Source organism: Actinoplanes sp. NPDC051475, assembly GCF_040689425.1.
Taxonomy (GTDB): Bacteria; Actinomycetota; Actinomycetes; order Mycobacteriales; family Micromonosporaceae; genus Actinoplanes.
This window is the reverse complement of sequence record NZ_JBFAZZ010000001.1, coordinates 488,373-508,261: the sequence shown is the minus strand read 5'-3', so window position 1 is coordinate 508,261 and position 19,889 is coordinate 488,373. Positions and strand designations below refer to the sequence as shown.

The window sequence follows — 19,889 nt, the reverse complement described above, 5'->3', positions numbered from 1 at the left end:
TATCGAGAAACTTCTTCTCGTGACGGAGAAACTTTCCCCTCGGCCGTACGAAAGTGTGGCAGTCAGCCCTTTCCGCTCTTGCCCTTGCCCTTCCCCTTGTCCTTGTCCTTCTTGCTCGCCTTCGGCTTGCCGCTGCCCTTGCCCTTGCCCTTGTTGTCTGCTTCGGACTTCTCGGCCTTGACCGGCTCGGCTACCGGACGTGCCGGAGACCGGACTGCCGGGGACGGGGCCACCGCCGCCAGCACCGGTTCGCACGCGACACCGTTCACCTCGAAGCGGGTCGGGAACGTGGCGGCACCCTTGTCGTACGCGGTGTCGAAGCCGGTGGTCGCCGTGGCGCCCGGAGCCAGGCCGGCGCCGCGGACCTGCGCCTTGCCGTCCTTCTGGTGCCACCGCTCGTCCCAGCCGCGCACCAGGCGCTGGCCGGACGGCAGGGCGAAGGTGAGGCGCCAGTCGGCGAAGGCCGTACGGCCGGTATTCACCACCGCGACCGCGTTGGCGAGCCGGCCGCCGGGTGCGCTGCTGACGGTGTACCGCACGGTGCAGCGGGGCGTCGCGGCCGCCATGGGCACGGCGGTCGGTCCCGCGGCGGCGGCGGGGGCTGCTCCCCCGCGTACCGGATCAGGGTTCTGCACCGACCAGGCCAGGCCCGCTGCACCCACGGCGAGTACCGCCGCCGCAGTCGCGCCCACCAGCCGCCGGCGGCGCACGGGACGGCGGACCGGCACCGTGTCCACGCCCGGCGCGGGCACGGCGAGCGGGGTCAAGCCGGCCGCCTCAGCCAGGATCCCGGCCGCCTCGGCCGCACTCGGCCGGTCCTTCGGGTCCTTCTGCAGGCACCGACGGCAGAGATCGGCCACCCACGGCGGCAGGCCGGCGATCAGGGGCAACGGTGCCGGTTCGGCGTAGAGGTGGGCGCGCACCATCTCGGTGACCGTCCCGGCGTGCCAGGGCATCCGGCCCGCCAGCGCCCGGTAGAGCAGCAGGCCGAGGCCGTAGACGTCGGTCGCCGGGCGCACCGGGCCGCCGTCGAGCCGCTCGGGAGCCAGGTACGCGGGCGTGCCCAGCACCTCGCCGTCGGTCTCGTCGGCGGCGCCCACCTCGGCCGAGATGCCGAAGTCCAGCAGCTTGGCCCCGGCCGGGGTCACCATCACATTCGCGGGCTTGACGTCGCGGTGCACCACCCCTCGCGCGTGGGCGGCGGCGAGCGCGGCGGCGACCTGGGCACCGAGGTGCGCCACGGTGCGCCACGGCAGCGCCTCCTGCGCGAGCAAGCCGGCGAGCGGGCGCCCCTCGACCAGCTCCATCACCACGTACGGCACCGGGGGGCCGCCGGGCTCGCCCGGGGACTCGCCGTAGTCGTAGACCTCGACGATGTTCGGATGCCGCAGTCCGGCCGCCGCACGCGCCTCCAGGCGGATGCGGCTGAGCCGCGCCGGGTCCGGGGCGGCCGCGGCGGACAGCACCTTGACCGCGACATCCCGCCCGAGCACCTCGTCGTGTGCCCGCCACACGACCGACATGCCACCGACGCCGATGCGCTCGCGCAGCTGGTAGCGATGATCCACCAGCGGGCAGTGCCCGGCGCGGCGGGGAGGGAAACCTGCCGGCCCGGATCGCCCCGATACGCGCTCGGTGGCCGCCACCGCCGTAGGGTGGCCGCATGGATATCCAGGAGAGCCAGTGGTGGGGAGTCATCGGTGAGCTCCTGGACCGCTCCCACCTGTGGCGGCCGGAGGACCTCGGCGGCGTCCTCGACGGGGCCGCCGCCGAGCTGGGCCTGGCGATGACCGTCTACCTGGTCGACCACGAGCAGCGGTCCCTGCGGCCGCTCGCCGTTCCCGGCCGGCCCACGCCCGGCCCGGAGCCCATCGACGGCACCCCCGCCGGGCAGGCGTTCACCCTGGTCGAGTCGGTCGCCGGGGCCGACCGCCGGTGGGCGCCGATGGTCAACGGCACCGACCGCCTGGGCGTCCTCGAGGTACGGCTGCCCGCCGGCACCCACCAGGACGAGCGGCTGGCCCGCGCCTGCGAGACCGTCGCCGGTCTCGTGGGCCACCTCGTCACGACCACCAACCCGCGCGGCGACCACCTGCACCTGGTCCGCCGTTCCACCGCGATGACGGCCGGCGCGGAACTGCTCTGGCCCCTGCTGCCGCCGCTGACGGTCAGCGTCGCCGATTTCGCCGTCGCCGCCGTGCTGGAACCCTGCTACGACGTCGGCGGCGACGCCTTCGACTACACGGTCGACGCTCGGCGGCCCCAGTTCGCCGTCCTCGACGGCACCGGGCGCGGCATGCGTGCGGGACTCGCCGCCGCCGTCGCGCTGTCCTGCATCCGGGCCGCCCGCCGCGCCGGCGGCGATCTGCTCGGGCAGGCCCGCGCCGCCGACGAGGAGCTGATGCGGCAGTTCCCGGACGCTCGGTTCGCGACCGCGGTCCTCGCCGAACTGGACCTCGACACCGGGGTCCTGCGCTACGTCAACGCCGGTCATCCCCCACCGCTCGTCCAGCGCGCCGGCAAAATTGTCGACACGCTGACCGGCGGCCGGCGCCGGCCGCTCGGCATCGAGGGCCCGGCCGCCACGTACGGCGAGGTCACCCTCAGCCCCGGCGATCGCCTGCTGCTGTACACCGACGGGGTGACGGAGGCGCGTGACGCCACCGGCCGCCAGTTCGGCGCCGAGCGCCTCGCCGACACCGTGGAGAAGCACGTCACCGAGGGCTTGCCGCTGCCCGAGGCGCTGCGCCGGCTGTCCCACGCCGTCCTCGAGCACCAAGCCGGACCCCCGGCCGACGACCTGACGCTGCTGCTGGTGGAATGGTCGTCGGCCGCGGCGCACCGCACCGTGCCACCCACCACCCGAGCGGACGACCAGGCGGCATGATGCCCGACATACTCAGCGTGACCACCCACGACCCGGCCGACGGCGTCCGGGTGCTCTGTGTAGCCGGAGAACTGGACCGCGACAGCGTCGCCATGCTGCGCACGGAGATCGAAGAGGCGATCGAGGACGGCATCGACCGGCTGATCGCCGACCTGACGTCGATGGACTTCTGCGACTCGGGCGGCCTGAGCCTGTTCGTGGAGACCCACCGCCGCACGATGGCGCGGGGCGGATGGTTCCGGCTCGTGGGGCCGAGACCCGCGGTCCGCAGCGTGCTCGAGACGACGAACCTGACCGGCTATCTGAGTGTCCACTCGGAGCTGGCTTCGGCGCTGGAGTAGGACCGCCTCCCCCACCCCTGCATTCGTCGATGCCCGTCACGCGGGAGGCCATCTGGTGTTCAGCGGCCGGTCGGCAAGCGTCCGTAGCCTTCCGTCGTCATGGACACCCCCCAGGTCAGCGTGGTCATCCCGACCCGCAACCGCCCCGAACTGGTGACCCGCGCGGTTCGGGCCTGAGCCGCAGCAGGTAGGCCCACGGCGCGCCGACGACGTAGGTCTCGCGCCGCCCTAGTGACCAGGCCCGCCGCCGGGTGCGTTGGGACCACAGGAACAGCGGCACGCCGGGCACGTACTCATGGTCGGCGGCCATGCCGTCGCCGATGTTCCACCCGTGCTGGAGATGGCCGAACATCCGCGGCGGCGGGCCGGCCGGTACGCCGCAGTAGCGGGCCAGGACGTGGGAGTGCCCGTAGTAGTCGTTGGCCCGGTGCACCGCAGCATTCTTTCCCGGCGGAAATCGTTGCCGCTACGGCCGGGAAGGACTGTTCCCTGGCCGTCGCCTACGCGTAGCCCTGCATGCATCGCCGGGACAGCGGCAGGCGGCCGACCGTGAGGCCGGCGATGACGGCGGCGGCGAAGGCCTCGCGATCCGCCGGTGAGAGTCCTTTGGCGGCTGCCGCCCGCACGGCGTCCGTCCAGATCCGGTGCAGGTGAGGCTCCTCGAGGGCGGGAAGGACGAGATCAGGCACCAGGGCGAGGTCACCCCACCGCAGCCGCCGGCCCGCCCGCGACGGTAACCACCCCCACCACGGCGAGCCCGGCGGCTCAGCCGCGCCCCCGGGCGACCATCCCGCCGCCCGCAGGAGCCCGACGACGTCCTGGGCGACGAAGCCCATGGCGAACGGCGCCCAGGGCACGCGCTGATCCACGGGGGACCTCGCGTCGTCCTCGAGGGTCCACGGGTCGAGCCGATAGGAGTCGAGCACCGATTCCAGGAACGGCAGCTCCCGGGGTGACAGCGCGACGATCACTTCGCGGACCACATCGGCGCCGGTCCGCTCGTTCTCCTCCGTCACCCGCCCTCCTTCCGAGGCCGGCGGTGTGCAGACCTCGACGATAGGCGCGTTTCGTCGCAATCGAGTCATTCGTGCGGATGACACCGGGCGCCAGCATCGAGTCCCATGATCGTCTGGATCAACGGCACCCACGGCGCCCGCAAGACCACGACCAGCGCGCTCGTGCAGCACCTGATCCCGGATTCACGGGTGTTCGACGCCGAGAAGGTCGGCGAGACACTCATGGACATCACGCCCGTACTGCCCGGGACGGACAACTTCCAACACTGGCCACCGTGGCGCCAGCTCGTCGTCGAGACCGCCCGCCGCGTCCTCGACTACACCGGCGGCACCCGGGTGATGCCCATGACCGTCCTGGTCGAGCAGTACTGGCGCCGCACCTCACGCCGGCCCAGGCCGCCCGCCGGATCGCGGAGGCCGTCAGGTCACACCGGTAGCGCGAGGCGGAAGCCGACTCCGCGCCGGTTCTCGATCCAGCCCGGGTCACCCAGCTTCCGGCGCAGGCTCGCCACATGGAAGTCCAGCGTCTTGCCGGGTCCCGGGAACGCCGGCCCCCACACGCTCTCCAGGATGTGCCGCCGCGACACCACCGCGCCCGGGTCCTGGGCCAGGAGGGTCAGCAGGTCGTATTCCTTGGGGCTCAGGGAGACCGGGATCCGGTGGACCCGGACCTCGTGCGTACGGGTGTCGATGCTCAGCGGCCCGCAGATGCGGACCGGTACGGCGCGCCGCCGGCGGCTGACCGCTCGCATGCAGGCCACGAGTTCCGGGACGCTGAACGGCTTGGGCAGGTAGTCGTCCGCGCCGAGGTCGGGAGCGGTGTCCGTCCGTTCGCCGCGGGCGGTGAGCACGATCAGCGGGGTCTCGCCGGTGTGGCTCAGGCGCCGGCAGATCTCGATGCCGTCGATGTCCCGCACCGCGGCGTCCAGCAGCACCATGTCGGTGGGCGCGGCGGCGAGCGCCGCCGCGCCGGTGGCCACGTGGTCGGCCACGATGCCGTACCGGGCCAGGCCGTCGACCAGGGGCTCGGCGATGGACTGGTCGTCCTCTACCAGCAAGACCTTCATGGGCGATGGTACGGATCATCGCCCCTGCGCGGTTCAGTGAGCCCGTCACCCGCGTGCGGCCCAGTCCCCCAGCACCCAGCGTGTTGGCGTCCGGCGGCAGGTAGACGCGGGCCACGTCGCCGCGCTGGGTCAGGACCACCTGGATGAGGCCGGGGCCCTGGTGGGAGAAGCCGTTGTGGTCGTTGCGCCAGGCGGTCGAGGTCAGCAGGACGTTGAGGCTGGGCACCTTCGCGCGCCACGGCAGGTGTTTGGCCTCCTGGAGCCACTTGCCGTGCTGGACCGTCTGGGAGGCGCTGACCATGGCGAACGCCTCGTACGTGGCGAACATGCCGTGCCGGCCGGTGAGGGTGTCCTCCAGCCAACCGTGGCAGTTGTGTTCCGAGAGGACCTCCATGACCCGGCCGTCGCGCCCGATCTGCACGTCGGCGTCGGTGACGTGCTCCATGAAGCCGCGGTCGGAGGCCTCGAACACGGCGCCGAGCCGGTTGCTGTTCGTCTCGTCCGGGCAGAACAGCCGGAACGTGTCCGGGTTGCGCCGGTAGATGTCGCGCATGAACTCGCCCAGCCTGCGGGTCGACTCGGCGCGCAGCTCCGCCGGGCGGGGTACGTCGACCGCGTAGTCGCGGAAGTCGGGCAGGTCGAGGTCGCGGGTCAGCCTGCCGCCGTTCGCGTGCGGGCCGGCGCTCATCCGCAGGTCGCCCTCGGGGTTGGCGTCGCGGATCAGGGCCACCGGCGCGCCGGTCTCGTCGAAGAGCTCCTCCGGCCGGTACGAGCGCAGCCAGCGTTCCAGGATCGCGAGGTGGTCCGGGTTGTCCTTGACGCCGGACAGCGGCACCTGGTGGGCGCGCCACGTGCCGAGGACCTGGACGCCGTCGACCTTGTCCGGTCCGGTCCAGCCCTTGGGCGAGCGCAGGACGATGAGCGGCCAGCGCGGGCGGGTGCCGTCCCAGTCGCCGCCGCGGGCGGCTTGCTGGATCTCGCGGATCCTCGTCCACGCCCCGGCGAGAGCGGCGGCGAGGCGGTGGTGCATGCCGGGCAGGTCGTCACCCTCGACCTCGATGACCTCGTAGCCGTGCCCCTCGAGCAGGGAGCGGACCTCGGCGCGGTCCTTGCGCGCCAGCACGGTCGGGCCGGCGATCTTCGCGCCGTTGAGGTTAGCCCTCCAGCGGGCCGGTCTCCGCCTCGCCGTCGCCGACGACGGCCACGGCGATCAGGCCGGGGTTGTCCATGACCGCGCCGAAGGCGTGCACGAGCACGTACCCGAGCTCGCCGCCCTCGTGGATGGAGCCGGGCGTGGTGACGGAGACGTGGCTGGGGATGCCGCCCGGCGCCGAGAACTGCCGGAAGAGGCGGAGCATGCCGTTCTCGTCCTGGCTGACCGCCGGGTAGATCTCGCTGTAAGTGCCCTCGAGGTAGCCGGCGGCCACGAGGGCCGGACCGCCGTGGCCGGGCCCGGCGAGGTAGATCGCCTCCTGCCCGGTCCGTCTGATGAGCCGGGAGACGTGCGCGTAGATCAGCGACAGGCCGGGGCTGGTCCCCAGTGGCCGAGCAGCCGGGGTTTGATGTCCTCGGGGGTGAGCGGGCGGCGCAGCAGCGGGTTGCCCTGCAGGTAGATCTGTCCGATCGTCAGATAGTTGCTGGCGTGCCACCAGGCGTCCAGGCTCGCGACGTCCGCGTCGTCGAGCCGGCCGAGGGTCGTCAGGTCCTCCGAAACCGTCGTCACGTCCGCGACGCTACGACGAACACCGAGCGGCGCAGTCCTCGCGGCATCCGGCGGGCATGCCGGCGCGCGGGGTCCACCTCGGACAGGCGGGCTCGCAGCCGCTCGGGCACCCACGGGCCACCGGTATAGAACTCGCCGCCGACGCGCCTGGCGTAGGCGGGACCGAACCAGCACCACACGGGCGGCTCCGGCGGCAGGCCGAGCCAGTCCCCCCGCGGGGCGAGGTACGGCTCCTCGGGCCGCACCGCCGGGCCGTACAGGGTGGTGCCGTCGAGGACCATGTCCCCGGCGACCGAGGCGGAGACGTACACGGTGCCCGGATGGGTCAGCGCGAGCGCGAACCGACGTACCCGTTCGTCGCCGGGGTCGAGCTCGGCGTGCAGGGTGTGCACCGCGACGGGGCCCCGCGCGTCCGCGACCGCCAGCGACGCGTGGTACACCGGCGGCGTCCCGGCGAGGAGCAGCATCGTGTCCGCACGGGCGTACGCCTGGAAGAGGTCGCCCCGGCCGCGCAGCGGTTCGGTGTCACCGAACCGGAGCGGAACCGCCTCCGGCAGGTGCTCCCGGGCGGCACCGAGCCAGCGGGCGACGACGTCCGGTGACCGGTTCCGGCGCTCGTACCAGTGCACCACCAGCACGTCGAGCTTGCGTTCCGCCACCGCCGCAGCCTAGGCGACCCCCGCCTTCTCGCGATCCCCGGAAGGCTCGGTGCGCCGGGCCGCCCGGACGTCGGCGAGGGCGGCGACCAGGGCGACGACCACGAAGCCGATGGTGATCAGGAGCGAGGTCCGGAAGGCCAGAGACCAGCTGCCGCCGTTGGCCGCGAGCCGGTTGAAGAAGATCGCGCCGACCACGGCGATGCCCAGGGCGGTACCGATGCGCTGGCCGGTCTGGAGCACGGCGCCCGCACTGCCGGCCCGGCGCACCGGGACCTCGGAGAGGGTGAGGGTCTGGTTCGGGCTGATCACCAGCCCGCTGCCGGCGCCCGCGATCAGCAACGGCAGGGCCGCGGCCCAGCCGGCGTTGTGGCCGGGGACGAAGTGCAACGCAACCACGGTGGCGATCAGGCCTGCGGCGACGAGGGCGAGTCCGGCGGCGACCAGCGGGCGCCCGTACCGGTTGACGATCCGCCCGCCGACCGCGGCCGTGACCGCCGAGCCGATGGCGAACGGGGTGATGGCCACGCCCGCGGCCAGCGCGCTGTAGTGCAGGCCGCTCTGCAGATAGAGGGTGTAGATGAAGAAGATCGTGGTGAAGCCGGCGAAGTAGAGCAGGCCGATCAGCGCGCCGAGGCCGTAAGAGCGCACCCCGAACAGGCCCAGCTCCACCAGCGGCGTCCCGCCGCGGCGGGCGAAGCGGCGTTCCCAGGCGACGAACCCGGCGAGGACCGCCACGGCGGCCACCACGAGCAGCCACTTGGCCGGGCCCTGCCACTCGCGCTCCTCGACCAGCGGCAGGAGCAGCAACAACACGCCCAGGCCGAGCAGGAGCACGCCGGCCGGGTCGAGGCTTTCGCGGGCGCGGTCCTCGCGGCTGCGTCCCGGGATCCACATCCGGCCCAGCACGATGGCCGCGATCCCGATCGGCACGTTGATGAAGAAGATCCAGCGCCAGCCCTGCTCGGCGCCGAGCAGCTGGATCAGCAGCCCGCCGAGCAGCGGGCCGACCGCGGTGGAGACGCCGATCGTGGCGCCCAGCAGGCCGAAGGGCCGGCCCCGCTCGGCCGGCTTGAACAGTTGCTGGATCAGCCCGGAGACCTGGGGGTTCACCACGCCGGCCGCGGCGCCCTGGACGAGCCGGGCGACGATGAGCCACAGCGCGCCGTTCGCCATCCCGGCGACGGCACTGGACAGGGTGAATACGGCGAGCCCGGCGATGAAGACGTCCCGGCGCCCACGCGCGTCGCCGAAGCGCCCGGCCGGCACGAGCAGCAGCCCGAAGGTCAGCGCGTATCCGGACAGCACCCACTGCAGCCCACCGGCGCTGAGGCCGAGGTCGTCGCGGATCGAGGGCAGGGCGACGTTGACGATGCTGACGTCGAGCAGGGTCATGAACCCGGCCACGAGCGCGACCGTCAGGGCTTTCCAGCGGTTGGTCACCGGCCCGTGGTTCCCGCACGGGCCGGTGGGAAACCGTGACTAGCGGTACAGCCGCAGGTCGGCGATGCTCCACCAGCTGCCGCTGCTGCCGGTGTTGGTGATGCGCAGGTGCCGGGCCCGGGTGAGCGGAAGCTCCACCGTGGTCAGCTGGCCGGTGCCGGCGCCGGTCGCGAGGGTGCGCCAGTGCACGCCGTCGGTGCTCGCGGCCAGTTCCCAGGAGCGGGCGTAGTCGCCGAGGTTGTCGCCGCTGTCGATGGCGGCCTTGCGGAACCACCGGGTCGTGCCGAAATCGGCCTGCAGATACTGCCCCGGCGTCTGGGCGGCGCCGCTGGACCAGCGCGTGGACGCGTCGCCGTCGACCGCGGCGCCGGGGTTCTCGCCGGCCGGGGAGGCGGTGGCGGTCACTCCCCCGGACGGCAGCAGCCGGTCGACGCCGTCGAAGGCGCCCCGCGGCCACGTGAAGGTGGCCAGGGCACCACCCGGCAGCTCGTACTCGAAGGTGCGGTCGCCGACGGCGACGGCGAAGGAGCGCGGGTCGTCGTTCTCGTTGTGCACGATCAGGGCCGTGGAGCCGTCCGGGTTGCGGAAGGCGACGTCCATGATCTGGCCGTTCCAGCCGACGGTGCCGAACGAGGTGCTGGCGATCCGGACGGCGCCCGGCTTCACGAACTTCGACAGGTGCCCGATGGTGTAGTACTCGGCGTCGCGGGTGACGCTGCCGTCCGCCTGGAGGGTGAGCAGGCCGGTGCAGGTGCCGCAGCCGCCCAGGTGCGGGCCGCCGGTGTGGTCGAGGGCGATGTTCCAGTTGACCACCGACTTCGCCCAGTTGCGGGTGGTGCCGATGGCCAGCGTCCGGGCATGCCAGGTCAGCGTGCCGCGGAAGGTCTGCTCCGGGGTGTCCTGCGGCCCGTGCGAGCCCGAGCACTCGGTGAACCAGATGCCCTTGCCCGGGTACGCCTCGTGCAACGCACTCTGCGCACTCGGGTCACCGGAGTAGCAGTGGTACGCCGTACCCGCGAGCCACTTGCCGGCCGGGGAGGCGAGCAGCCGGTACGGGTAGTCGGTCTCCGGGTCCTCGCCGGGCGGGGTGGTGGCCACGTCGCCCGGGTGCGTGGTCCAGTTGTGGTCGTACCCCAGGATCTTCGTACGCGGGCTGGCCTTGCGCAGCAGCGGCCCGAGCGCCTCGATGAGCTTCGCCTCCTGCGGCACCGGCACGGCCGCGCCGGGGTAGCCGCCGTCGTGCCGGTTCTGCGGCTCGTTCTGCACGGTCAGGTAGTCGATCGGGACGCCGGCCCTCGCGTACGCCTGCACATACTTGACCAAGTAGCGGGCGTACGCGTCGTAGACGGCAGGGTCGTCCTTGAGGTGCCCGCCCATCAGCGAGTCGCTCGTCTTCATCCACGCGGGCGGGCTCCACGGCGTACCCATGACGGTCAATCCGGGGTTGAGCTGCCGGGCTCGGCGCAGCAGGGGCAGGATCTGGGCCTCGTCGTGGGCGATGCTGAAGTGCGCCAGCGGGAAGTCGGTCTGCCCGGCCGGCACGTCGTCGTAGGTGTAGTGGGTGCTCGTCGCGGTGAAGTCGGACGAGCCGATGGGCTGGCGCAGGAAGCTGACGCCGATGCCCTGCCGGGGGTCGAAGAGCGAGCGCATCGCGGCGTCGCGGGCGGCCGGGGCGAGGCGGTCGAGCACGCTCGCGGCCGAGTCGGTCAGGGACGCGCCGAAGCCGTCCATGCGCTGGTAGGTGGTGCCGGGGTCGATCGTGATCGTGGTCCGGTCGCTGGTGGCGCGGGTGAAGGACACGGGTGCGCGCTCGTGCAGCTGCTCGGCCCGGTCCGGCGTGGTGACCCAGACGCGGGCCTGGGGTACGCGCTCGCGATGGGCCTGCGCGGGCCCCGACGCCAGCAGGAGGACCGCGGCGCTGACCGCCGCGCCGAATGCTCGCCGCCTCATGACCACTCCCTTGAAACAAATGAAACAGCGGCGCTCGCCGCCATCGACAGGAAACAATCAGGAAAGGCTCGTGTCAAGCCCCATCTGCATGTAGCTATGGTGGAGGTATGAAACAAGGTGATGTAACAACACCACTACGGGGGACCGTCCGGGACGTCGCCGCCGCGGCCGGTGTCTCCATCGCCACGGTGTCCCGGGTGCTCAACGGGCGCGGGAACGTCGCGCCGGAGACCCGGGAGCTGGTCGAGCGGACCCTGGAGCGGATCGCCGGCCGCGGGCCCCGGCCGCGCGGCGCGGTGCGGCCGCCCACCGGGCCGGTGTTCGTCCGCTGCCCGTACCTGCTCACCGACTACTTCGGCGTGATCGTGTCGTCGATCGCCGAGACGCTGGACCGGCACGGGCGCGCGGTGGTGCTCAACGCCGGTGAGGCCGCCCAGCAGACGCCGGTGCTCGCCCGGCTCCCGCAGCGGGCCGGGCCGGCCGGCGCGGTGCTGATCCTGCCGCCCGAGCCGGCCGAGGAGCTGGCCGCCCTGCGCGCCCGGCGGTTCCCCTTCGTCGTCGTGGATCCCCGCGTCCCGCCGCCGCGCGACACGCTCGCGGTCTCGGCCGCGCACGCCGCCGGGGCGCGCAGCCTCACCGCCCACCTGACCGGGCTGGGGCACCGCCGCATCGGCGTCGTCGCCGGCCCGGACGAGTGGCTGGCCAGCGACGCCCGGCTGGCGGGACACGCGGCCGCCCTGGCCGACGCCGGGGTGCTCGCCGCGCCGGAGCTGGTCCGGCACGTGGAGCCGACGGTGGCGTGGGGCCGGCGGGCCGCCGGGGAGCTGCTCGACCTGCCGGACCCGCCGACGGCCGTCATCGGCTTCAACGACAAGGCCGCCGTGGGGGCGCTCCAGGCGGCGGCCGAGCGGGGGCTGCGGGTCCCGGCGGACCTCTCGGTCGCGGGCTTCGACGACATCGACCTCAGCCGCGCCACCAGCCCGCCGCTCACCACCGTCCGGCAGCCCCTGGCCGAGCTGGGTCGGATGGCGGTGTCCCTGCTGATCCGCGTCCTCGAGGGCCACGACGTGGAGGCGCTGCACGTGGAACTCGCCACCGATCTGGTGGTGCGCGGATCCACGGGTGTCGCTCCCGCCCGATAGGGTGCGCCCGTGACATCGTTCGCGACTGTGGGCGCCGGTTGGCGCGCCGAGATGTTCTGGCGGCTGGCCGCCGGCCTCGACGGCCTCGAGTGTGCCGGCGCGGTGGTGCGCACGCCGCGGACGCTGCCGGTGCCGGCGTACGCGTCGCTGGCGGAATGCATCGAGCAGGCCCGGCCCGACTTCCTCGTCACCGCGGTTTCCTGGGACGCCAATCCCGCGGTGATCACCGAGGCCGTGGAGCGAGGGCTGCCGGTGCTCGCCGAGACCCCGCCCGCGCCGGACGCCGACGGCCTGCGCGCGCTGTGGGCCGCGGTCGGCGCCTCCGGTCTCGTCCAGGTCGCCGAGCAGTATCTGCTGATGCCGGCGCACGCCGCCCGCCTGGAGGCGGTCCGCCTGGGCCTCATCGGCATCCCTGCCCAGGTCCAGGTGTCCTCGACGCACATGTACCACGCGGTCGCGCTGATCCGCGGGCTGCTGGGCGTGGGCCGGGAACCGGTCACCGTACGGGCGAGCCGCACCACCGCTCCCCTGGTCGACCCGCTGAACCGCGACGGCTGGACCGACGACCCGGACCCGAGGCCCGCCACCACGACCATCGCGACGCTGGACTTCGACGAGGGCCGTTCCGGCGTCTACGACTTCACCGACAACCAGTGGCACAACCAGCTGCGATATCGCCGGCTGCTGGTCCGCGGCAGCCACGGGGAGTTGCGCGACGACGAGGTGGTCCGGCTGACCGCCCCGCGCACGATCGTCCGGACCCCACTGGTACGCCGCCAGACCGGCTACGACCTGGACCTCGACGGCTTCGACACCGACACCATCACGTTCGGCGGCGAGGTGCTCTATCGCAACCCGTACCCCGGGCGGCGCTGGAGCGACGAGGAGATCGCGATCGCCACGCTGCTGGACGCCACCGCCGCGTGGGTCCGCGGGACCGCACCGGCGCCGTACCCGCTGGCCGACGGGGCGCAGGACCACCTCGTCGCGCTGGCCGTCGAGGAGGCGGCCGGCACCGACCGCACGGTCACCACGGCGGCGGAGGACTGGTCGTGATCCGGTAACGGAACGCCCGCGCGGGTCAGGAGCGGCGCGGATCCGCCGAACAGAGGGTAAGACCCGACGTTCGGCCGGACGGAGCCCGCATGACGACGCGATTCGCGCGCGCGTGCTGCACCGCTTGGATGATCTTGCTCGCCGGGGTCTTCTACGCCTGGCCGGCGACCCACATGTACAGCTGGGCCGCGATCGGCCTCTCCGGCGTGGCCGGCATCCTGCTGGGCGTCCGCGTCCACCGTCCGGCCCAGCGGCTGCCCTGGTACCTGATCGCGACGGCACTGCTGTTCTTCGTCTCCGGGGACACGATCTACTTCGTGCAGACCACGTACGACCTCGGCGCGCCGTTCCCCGGCCCGCCCGACATCCTGTACGTGCTCGTCTATCCGTTGCTCGCCGGCGGGCTGCTGCTGTTCGTCCGGGCCCGCTCCGGGGACCGTAACCGGGCGGCGCTGCTCGACGCGCTGGTGCCGACCGTCGGCCTCGGGCTGCTCTCCTGGGTCTACCTGATCGCGCCGTACACCCGGGCCACGGACCTCAGCCTGGCCGAGAAGGCGGTGTCGGTCGCGTACCCGCTCGGCGACGTGCTCGCCCTGGCGATCCTGCTGCGGCTGCTCGCCGCGCCCGGGCCCAAGCCCGTCGCCGTCCGGCTGCTGAGCCTCAGCATCGTCGGCGTCCTCGTCTCCGACGTCGTGTACGGACTCGCCCGCCTCAACAGCGACTGGAACGCCGGCGGCCCGATCGACCTCGGCTGGGTCGTCTTCTACGGCACGGCGGGGCTCGCCGCACTGCACCCGTCGATGATCATGCTCACCCGCGCCTCCGCCCCCACCGATGCCCCGCCCACGACCGGCGCGCGCCGCCTGGCGCTGCTGACCTTGGCCGCCCTCATCGCCCCGGGCGTGCTGCTCGCCCAGCATCTCGGCGGCGGGGTCGTCGACGCCCCGGTGATCGCGGCCGGCTCGACCGCGCTGGTGCTGCTGGTCATGGCACGGGTCGGCGGCCTGCTGAGCGAGCAGCGCCGGGCCCACCACAGCGAGCGCGCCCTGCGCCGGGCGACCGCCGCCCTCGCGGCCGCCGCCGGCCCGGACGACCTGCTCACCGCGATCGGTACGGCCGTCGCCGCGATCATGCCGCCGGGCGAGCCGTACACGATGCTCACCGGCGAACCCGTCCCGCTGGAGGATGCCGCCACCGTCGAACCGGAGGTCACGCTCGAGCCGGTCGACCGGGCCACCGCCGGATTCCCGTACGCCCTGCACGCCGCGATGGTCGTACCCGGTACGCCGCCGCGGAGGAGCGAGATCCAGCTCGCTGCCCGGGCGGGCACGCTGCGCGCCGTACGCCCCGCCGTACAGGCGCTGTTCGCCCAGGTGGACCTGGTCGTCGAGCGGATCGCGCTGGCCGCCGAGATCAGCCGCCGCGACGGCGAGGCGTACTTCCGGACCCTGATCCAGAGCGCCTCCGACGTCATCCTGATCATCGACGACGACGATGTGATCCGGTACGCGAGCCCGTCCGCCGGCGCCGTGCTCGGCCACCCCGACCTGGCCGGCGTCCCCCTCGCCCGGCTGGTCGCGGACACCCACCACGACGAGCTGGCCGCGCTGCTGATCCGGGCCCGCGCCGGTGACCGGGACGGCTCCGACCTCACCGTGGTCTGCGGCGACCGCAGGCTGCTGCAGGTCGAGTGCCTGGCCCGCGACCTGCGCGACGATCCGACGGTCCGCGGCCTGGTACTGACCGTGCGCGACGTGACCGAGCGGCGCCGCCTGGAGAACGACCTCGCCCACCAGGCCTTCCACGACGGCCTGACCGGGCTGGCCAACCGGGCACTCTTCCGGGACCGGCTCGAGCAGGCCTTCGCCGGGGCCGCGAGCACGGGCACCCACCTGGGCGTGCTCTTCGTCGACCTGGACGACTTCAAGGAGGTCAACGACACCCTCGGGCACGCCGTCGGCGACCAGCTGCTCGTGGCGGTCGGGCAGCGCATCGCCGCAGCGATCGGCCCGCGCGACACCGCGGCCCGGATGGGCGGCGACGAGTTCGCCGTGCTGGTCGCGGACGCCGCGGACGCGGGTGCGGCCGAGGACGTCGCGGACGCGGGTGCGGCCGAGGACGTCGCGGCCCGCATCGTCGCGGCGCTCGGCTCGCCGGTGGAGGTCAGCGACGGCCTCGGCGGCAGCCACGTGGTCAGCGGCGCGGCCAGCGTGGGCGTCGCCACCAGCCGGGACGCGAGCAGCCCCACCGAGCTGCTGCGCCACTCCGACCTGGCGCTCTACCTGGCCAAGGGCGCGGGCAAGGGCTCCTGGCAGCGGTACCGCAACGACCTGCAGACCGCGATGGTCGAACGGCTCGCCCTGCGCACCGCGCTGCAGGAGGCCGTCGAGGACCGGCAGTTCGTGCTCCAGTACCAGCCGATCGTGGAGATGCGGACCGGTACGGTCGTCGGCGCCGAGGCGCTGGTGCGGTGGCAGCACCCGGAGCGGGGGCTGCTGGGGCCGTACCACTTCATCGAGATGGCCGAGGAGAACGGCGCGATCGTCGGCATCGGGGCCTGGGTGCTGCGCGAAGCGCTGCGCCAGTTCGCGCAGTGGCGCGAGGAGTCACGGGGGCTGTCGCTGCGCTACGTCAGCGTGAATGTGTCGGCGCGGCAGTTCCGCCAGCCGGGCTTCGTCGGCCAGGTACGCGAGGCGCTGACGACCGCCGGGGCGCAGCCCGAATGGCTGCTGCTCGAGATCACCGAGAGCCTGGTGCTGCGCGACGCCGAACAGGTGTGGGCGGACCTGGAAGAACTGCGGGCGCTCGGCGTGCGCATCGCGATCGACGACTTCGGTACGGGCTACTCGTCGCTGAGCTACCTGCGGCAGATCCCGGTCGACGTACTGAAGATCGACAAGTCTTTCATCGACGACATCCTGGCCGGCAGCCGGCAGCGGGCCCTGGTCGACGCGATCGTGACCCTGGCCCGCCACCTCGACCTGGCCGTCGTGGCCGAGGGCATCGAGGACGAGGGGCAACGCGCCGTGCTCGCCGCCATGGGGTGCCCGTACGGCCAGGGCTACCTCTTCTCCCGGCCGGTATGGCCCGCCGAGATCCCCGCCACTGCCGCGGCGGTCGTGCCGGCCTGATGCGACGCCTTTGCGAGGATCGTGACGTGGAAGCTCTCGACAACCCGGTCTGGGCGGCGCTGTCCGGCCCGCAGGCCGCTCACGCCGACCGGCACGGCCGCGCCGCCCGCTTCGACCCGGAGATCAGCCCGTTCGCCGCCGTCGACGACCCCACCGACCCCGACGCCTGGCGGGACCTCGCGGACCTCGTCGGATCCGGCGCTCCGGCGCTCGTGGCCGCCCCCGTGGTGGCCCTGCCGCCGGGCTGGACGGAGACCGGCGGCGCGCCGGGCGTCCAGCTCGTCGGGCACGCGTACCAGGGCGAGCCGGACCCGGAGGCGCAGCTGCTGACCGCCGGCGACCTGCCGGAGATCATGGACCTGGTGGCCCGCACCCGGCCGGGGCCGTTCCGCGAGCGGACCGTGGCCCTCGGCACGTACCTGGGCATCCGGCGCGGCGGCACGCTGGTCGCCATGGCCGGCGAGCGGATGCGGCTGCCCGGCCACACCGAGATCAGCGCCGTCTGCACCGACGAGGCGCACCGCGGCAGCGGGCTGGCGACCCGGCTGGTCGCCGCGGTCTCCGCCGTCATCCGGGCCCGCGGTGAGGTGCCGTTCCTGCACGCCGCCGCCGACAACACCACCGCGGTACGCCTCTACGAACGGCTGGGCTTCGAGCAGCGCACTTCCATGCAGTTCATCGCCGCCGCGGCGCCCTAGAGCTGACCGTGGTTGGGCGGCTGGACGTCCGCCAGCTCGTACGCGGCGAGATGGTGGTACTTCCAATCGAGCGGGTCGTGGACGCTGTGGGTACGGGCGTTGCGCCAGTGCCGGTCGAGGTCGTACAAGGCGGCCGTGGCGCTCGTGCCACACATCTGGAAAAGGTCGGACGCCACCTCCAGCGCCACCTCGCTGCCGAACGCCTTCGCCGCCGCGACGGCCAGCGAGCCACGGGCCGCCTCCGCCGCACCGGGCGGCACCAGCCCGACCTCGTCCAGGGTGCGGGCGGCGCCGGCGAGCAACGCCTCGGCCGCGCGTACCCGTGCGGCGGCACGCCCGTATCGGTGCAGCACGTGCGGGTCGCCGGCGGCGGTGGCCGCGCCGGCCCGTACCGCCTCGGTGGACGGCCTGGCCTTCTCCCGCAGGTACGCCCGGGCGTCCCGCAACGCTCCCCCGGCGATGCCGACCTCGATCGCGGCGTGCACGAGCTGGGCCCGGGCGCCCAGCTGCTGCGGCACCTCGTACGCGCCCGCGTAGTCCAGCACCAGCGGCGCCTCGACGTCCTCGAAGGTCGCCGTACCGCTGATCGTGGCGCGCTGGCCCATCACGTCCCAGTCGGTGCCGACGGTCACGCCGGGCGCCTCCCGCGGCACGAACGCGAGGAGCAGGCGGCCGGTGTCGTCCAGCGCGCTGACCGCGATCCACGCCGAGGTCAGGGCACCCGTGGTGTAGTACTTACGGCCGGTGAGCCGGCCGCCGGCCAGCCGGGTGCTCAGGTCCTGGGCGTGCCGGCCGCCGCGCTCGGCCAGGGCGTTGCCGATCCGCCGGCCGGCCAGGACCTCGGCGTACAGCGCGGCGCGGGTCTCCTTGTCGCCGTGCACGGCCAGGACGTCGACGAGCAGGTAGTGCGCCTGCGGCACCTGGGCGATCGCGGGGTCGACGGCGGCGACGATCCGGGTGACCTCCGCCAGGGTCGAGGGGCCCAGCCCGGGACCGCCGTCGGCGGCCGGGACGGTGATCGCGAGCAGGCCGGAGGCGTCGAGGGCGGCCAGGGCCTCGACCGGCACGGTGGCGGCGCCCGCACGGTCCCGCTCGATCACGCCGGGCGCCAGCGCCGCGGCGACCTCGTGGGCGGCGGCGACGGCGGCGTCATGGGAGTCGATGGTCACCCCGCGATCCTAGGGTCGCTCCCCGGCCGCACCGCTAAAGCACCGGTACGGCAACCCGCGTCGCGTTGACTGAGGCGGTTGAGCTGTCCGGCGATCGGGGCGCGCATGCGAGGCAGAAGCTGGCAGACCTTCGCGGTCGCCATGGCCGTGATGATCGCCGCGTACCAGGTGCTGCCGGACGACCCGGTGTGGACGACGAGCTGGCAGGTCGGCATCGGCTGGGCCGGCACCGTCGCCGTCGCCGTGGGCGTCCGCCGCCTGCCGAGCTGCGACCGGCTGCCCTGGTGGTGCTTCGCGCTCGGGATCTTCGCCAACTCCACCGGCATCGCCGTCGCGGTCTACGCCGACACCGTGCTGGGCTGGGAGGACATGCCCACGCCGGCCGACCCGTTCTTCCTCACCCTCTATCCGGCGTGCGCGCTCGGGCTGGCCCTGCTGATCCGGCGCCGCGAGCCGGGCGGCAACTGGACCGCCATGGTCGACGCCACCACGATCACCACCGGCCTCGGCCTGCTCGCCTGGGTGTACGTGATCCAGCCGGCGGCCCAGGACGCGGACATGTCGCTGCTGGGGCGCACGGTGCAGGTGGCGTACCCGGTCGGGGACCTGCTGCTGCTGGCCATGCTGACCCGGCTGCTGCGGGCGGGCGGTGTCCGGGGCGCGTCGTTCTGGTGGATCGCCGGCTCGCTGGGTGCTTTCCTGGCCGGAGACACCGCCTGGGTGGTGCTCGGCAACCTCGGCGAGGCCGGCATTCGCCTGGAGGAGACGCTCCCGTTCCGCCGCGGCATCGACATGATCTTCCTGATCGCGTTCGTGCTCTTCGGGGTCGGCGCGCTGCACGCCCATGCCCGCGACCTGAGCCGCCCGACGGTCCCGCGCCCGCCCCGGCTCGGCGGGCTCCAGCTGCTGGCGCTCACGGTCGCCACCCTGATCGCACCGGCGATTCTGGCCGGTCAGCTGATCGCCGGGGAGGTCACCGACGGCGCGGCGGTCGTGGTCGGCTCGACGGCCCTGTTCCTGCTGGTGGTGGCCCGCATGGCCCAGCTCGTACGCCAGGTCGAGCAGCAGGCCCGGCAGGTCCGGGAGCTGTCGCGCACGGACGAGCTCACCGGCCTGCCGAACCGGCGGGCCTGGAACGACGAGCTGCCCAAGGCCCTCGAGCGCTCCCGCCGCGACGGCCAGCCGATCTGCGTGGCCGTGCTGGACCTGGACCATTTCAAGCTGTTCAACGACAGCTACGGGCACCCGGCCGGCGACCGGCTGCTCAAGGAGGCCAGCGCGGCGTGGCACGAGGCGCTGCGCCGGGTGGACACCATCGCCCGCTACGGCGGGGAGGAGTTCGCCGTCCTGCTGCCCGGTGCCGACCTGGACGAGGCCGGCGCCACGGTCGGGCGCGCCCTGGCCGTGACGCCGCTCGGGCAGACGTTCTCCGCGGGCATCGCCGTGTGGGACGGCACCGAGACGTCCGACGAGCTGGTGGAGCGCGCCGACGCCGCGCTCTACGCCGCGAAGGCGGCCGGGCGCAACCGCCTCGTCGCCGCCGGGTCGGCGCCGGACGCGCGGGTACGCAGCTCCGCACTGCCCGGGTAGGGTGGGCGCGGCCCGCCCCC

The 19,889-nt window shown here is 73.6% G+C and carries 14 protein-coding genes and 2 pseudogenes; 7 read left to right on the top strand and 9 right to left on the bottom strand.

Translation table 11 applies throughout. The annotated features are described in order from the left end of the window. Window positions 1-62: 62 nt before the first annotated feature. Window positions 63-1,568, bottom strand: a complete 1,506-nt coding sequence (locus AB0368_RS02280; protein WP_366151928.1) for a serine/threonine-protein kinase — start codon at window positions 1,566-1,568, stop codon at window positions 63-65. Between the two features lie 95 nt (window positions 1,569-1,663). Here AB0368_RS02280 and AB0368_RS02275 point away from each other — a divergent pair, with 95 nt between their 5' ends. Together AB0368_RS02275 and AB0368_RS02270 are read left to right on the top strand one after the other, a co-directional pair. Continuing rightward, a complete protein-coding gene (locus AB0368_RS02275; protein WP_366151927.1) occupies window positions 1,664-2,887 on the top strand; it encodes a PP2C family protein-serine/threonine phosphatase in 1,224 nt (407 codons plus the stop codon). After that, window positions 2,884-3,228: an STAS domain-containing protein gene (locus AB0368_RS02270; RefSeq protein ID WP_366151926.1), complete on the top strand. Its 345-nt coding sequence runs from the start codon at window positions 2,884-2,886 to the stop codon at window positions 3,226-3,228. The genes AB0368_RS02275 and AB0368_RS02270 overlap by 4 nt, the downstream gene beginning before the upstream one ends. A gap of 166 nt (window positions 3,229-3,394) precedes the next feature. Here AB0368_RS02270 and AB0368_RS02265 read toward each other — a convergent pair. The 7 genes and pseudogenes from AB0368_RS02265 to AB0368_RS02235 all read right to left on the bottom strand — a co-directional run. Next, window positions 3,395-3,661: pseudogene (locus tag AB0368_RS02265) on the bottom strand (hypothetical protein); the annotation flags it as partial. 67 nt (window positions 3,662-3,728) lie between these two features. Continuing rightward, entirely contained in the window at window positions 3,729-4,244 is a 516-nt protein-coding gene (locus AB0368_RS02260; RefSeq protein WP_366151925.1) for a hypothetical protein, read from the bottom strand. Window positions 4,245-4,669: 425 nt separating this feature from the next. Then, a complete protein-coding gene (locus AB0368_RS02255) occupies window positions 4,670-5,311 on the bottom strand; it encodes a response regulator transcription factor (protein WP_366152379.1) in 642 nt (213 codons plus the stop codon). A gap of 76 nt (window positions 5,312-5,387) precedes the next feature. After that, window positions 5,388-7,013, bottom strand: a pseudogene (locus tag AB0368_RS02250) (phosphoketolase family protein); the annotation flags it as partial. A gap of 17 nt (window positions 7,014-7,030) precedes the next feature. After that, window positions 7,031-7,693, bottom strand: coding sequence for a hypothetical protein (locus AB0368_RS02245; RefSeq protein WP_366151924.1), 663 nt, complete (start codon window positions 7,691-7,693; stop codon window positions 7,031-7,033). 9 nt (window positions 7,694-7,702) lie between these two features. Further along, the gene (locus AB0368_RS02240) at window positions 7,703-9,133 is read right to left on the bottom strand and encodes an MFS transporter (protein ID WP_366151923.1); all 1,431 of its coding nucleotides are present in this window, start codon (window positions 9,131-9,133) and stop codon (window positions 7,703-7,705) included. A gap of 39 nt (window positions 9,134-9,172) precedes the next feature. Beyond that, a complete protein-coding gene (locus AB0368_RS02235; RefSeq protein WP_366151922.1) occupies window positions 9,173-11,083 on the bottom strand; it encodes a discoidin domain-containing protein in 1,911 nt (636 codons plus the stop codon). A 107-nt stretch (window positions 11,084-11,190) separates the two neighbouring features. Here AB0368_RS02235 and AB0368_RS02230 point away from each other — a divergent pair, with 107 nt between their 5' ends. The 4 genes from AB0368_RS02230 (at window position 11,191) to AB0368_RS02215 (ending at window position 17,110) form a co-directional block, all read left to right on the top strand. After that, the gene (locus tag AB0368_RS02230) at window positions 11,191-12,225 is read left to right on the top strand and encodes a LacI family DNA-binding transcriptional regulator (protein WP_366151921.1); all 1,035 of its coding nucleotides are present in this window, start codon (window positions 11,191-11,193) and stop codon (window positions 12,223-12,225) included. 9 nt (window positions 12,226-12,234) lie between these two features. Continuing rightward, entirely contained in the window at window positions 12,235-13,281 is a 1,047-nt protein-coding gene (locus AB0368_RS02225; protein ID WP_366151920.1) for a gfo/Idh/MocA family oxidoreductase, read from the top strand. 89 nt (window positions 13,282-13,370) lie between these two features. Next, window positions 13,371-16,412 (top strand): EAL domain-containing protein, encoded by a 3,042-nt coding sequence (locus AB0368_RS02220; RefSeq protein WP_366151919.1) that lies wholly within the window; start codon window positions 13,371-13,373, stop codon window positions 16,410-16,412. 26 nt (window positions 16,413-16,438) lie between these two features. Continuing rightward, on the top strand, window positions 16,439-17,110 hold the full coding sequence (locus AB0368_RS02215; RefSeq protein WP_366151918.1) for a GNAT family N-acetyltransferase: 672 nt from the start codon (window positions 16,439-16,441) through the stop codon (window positions 17,108-17,110). Here the strand turns inward: AB0368_RS02215 and AB0368_RS02210 are convergent. Then, on the bottom strand, window positions 17,107-18,279 hold the full coding sequence (locus AB0368_RS02210; RefSeq protein WP_366151917.1) for an acyl-CoA dehydrogenase family protein: 1,173 nt from the start codon (window positions 18,277-18,279) through the stop codon (window positions 17,107-17,109). The two genes, AB0368_RS02215 and AB0368_RS02210, sit on opposite strands and share 4 nt — an antisense overlap. Before the next feature lie 105 nt (window positions 18,280-18,384). Here AB0368_RS02210 and AB0368_RS02205 point away from each other — a divergent pair, with 105 nt between their 5' ends. Continuing rightward, window positions 18,385-19,869: a diguanylate cyclase gene (locus AB0368_RS02205; RefSeq protein ID WP_366151916.1), complete on the top strand. Its 1,485-nt coding sequence runs from the start codon at window positions 18,385-18,387 to the stop codon at window positions 19,867-19,869. Window positions 19,870-19,889 lie beyond the last annotated feature (20 nt).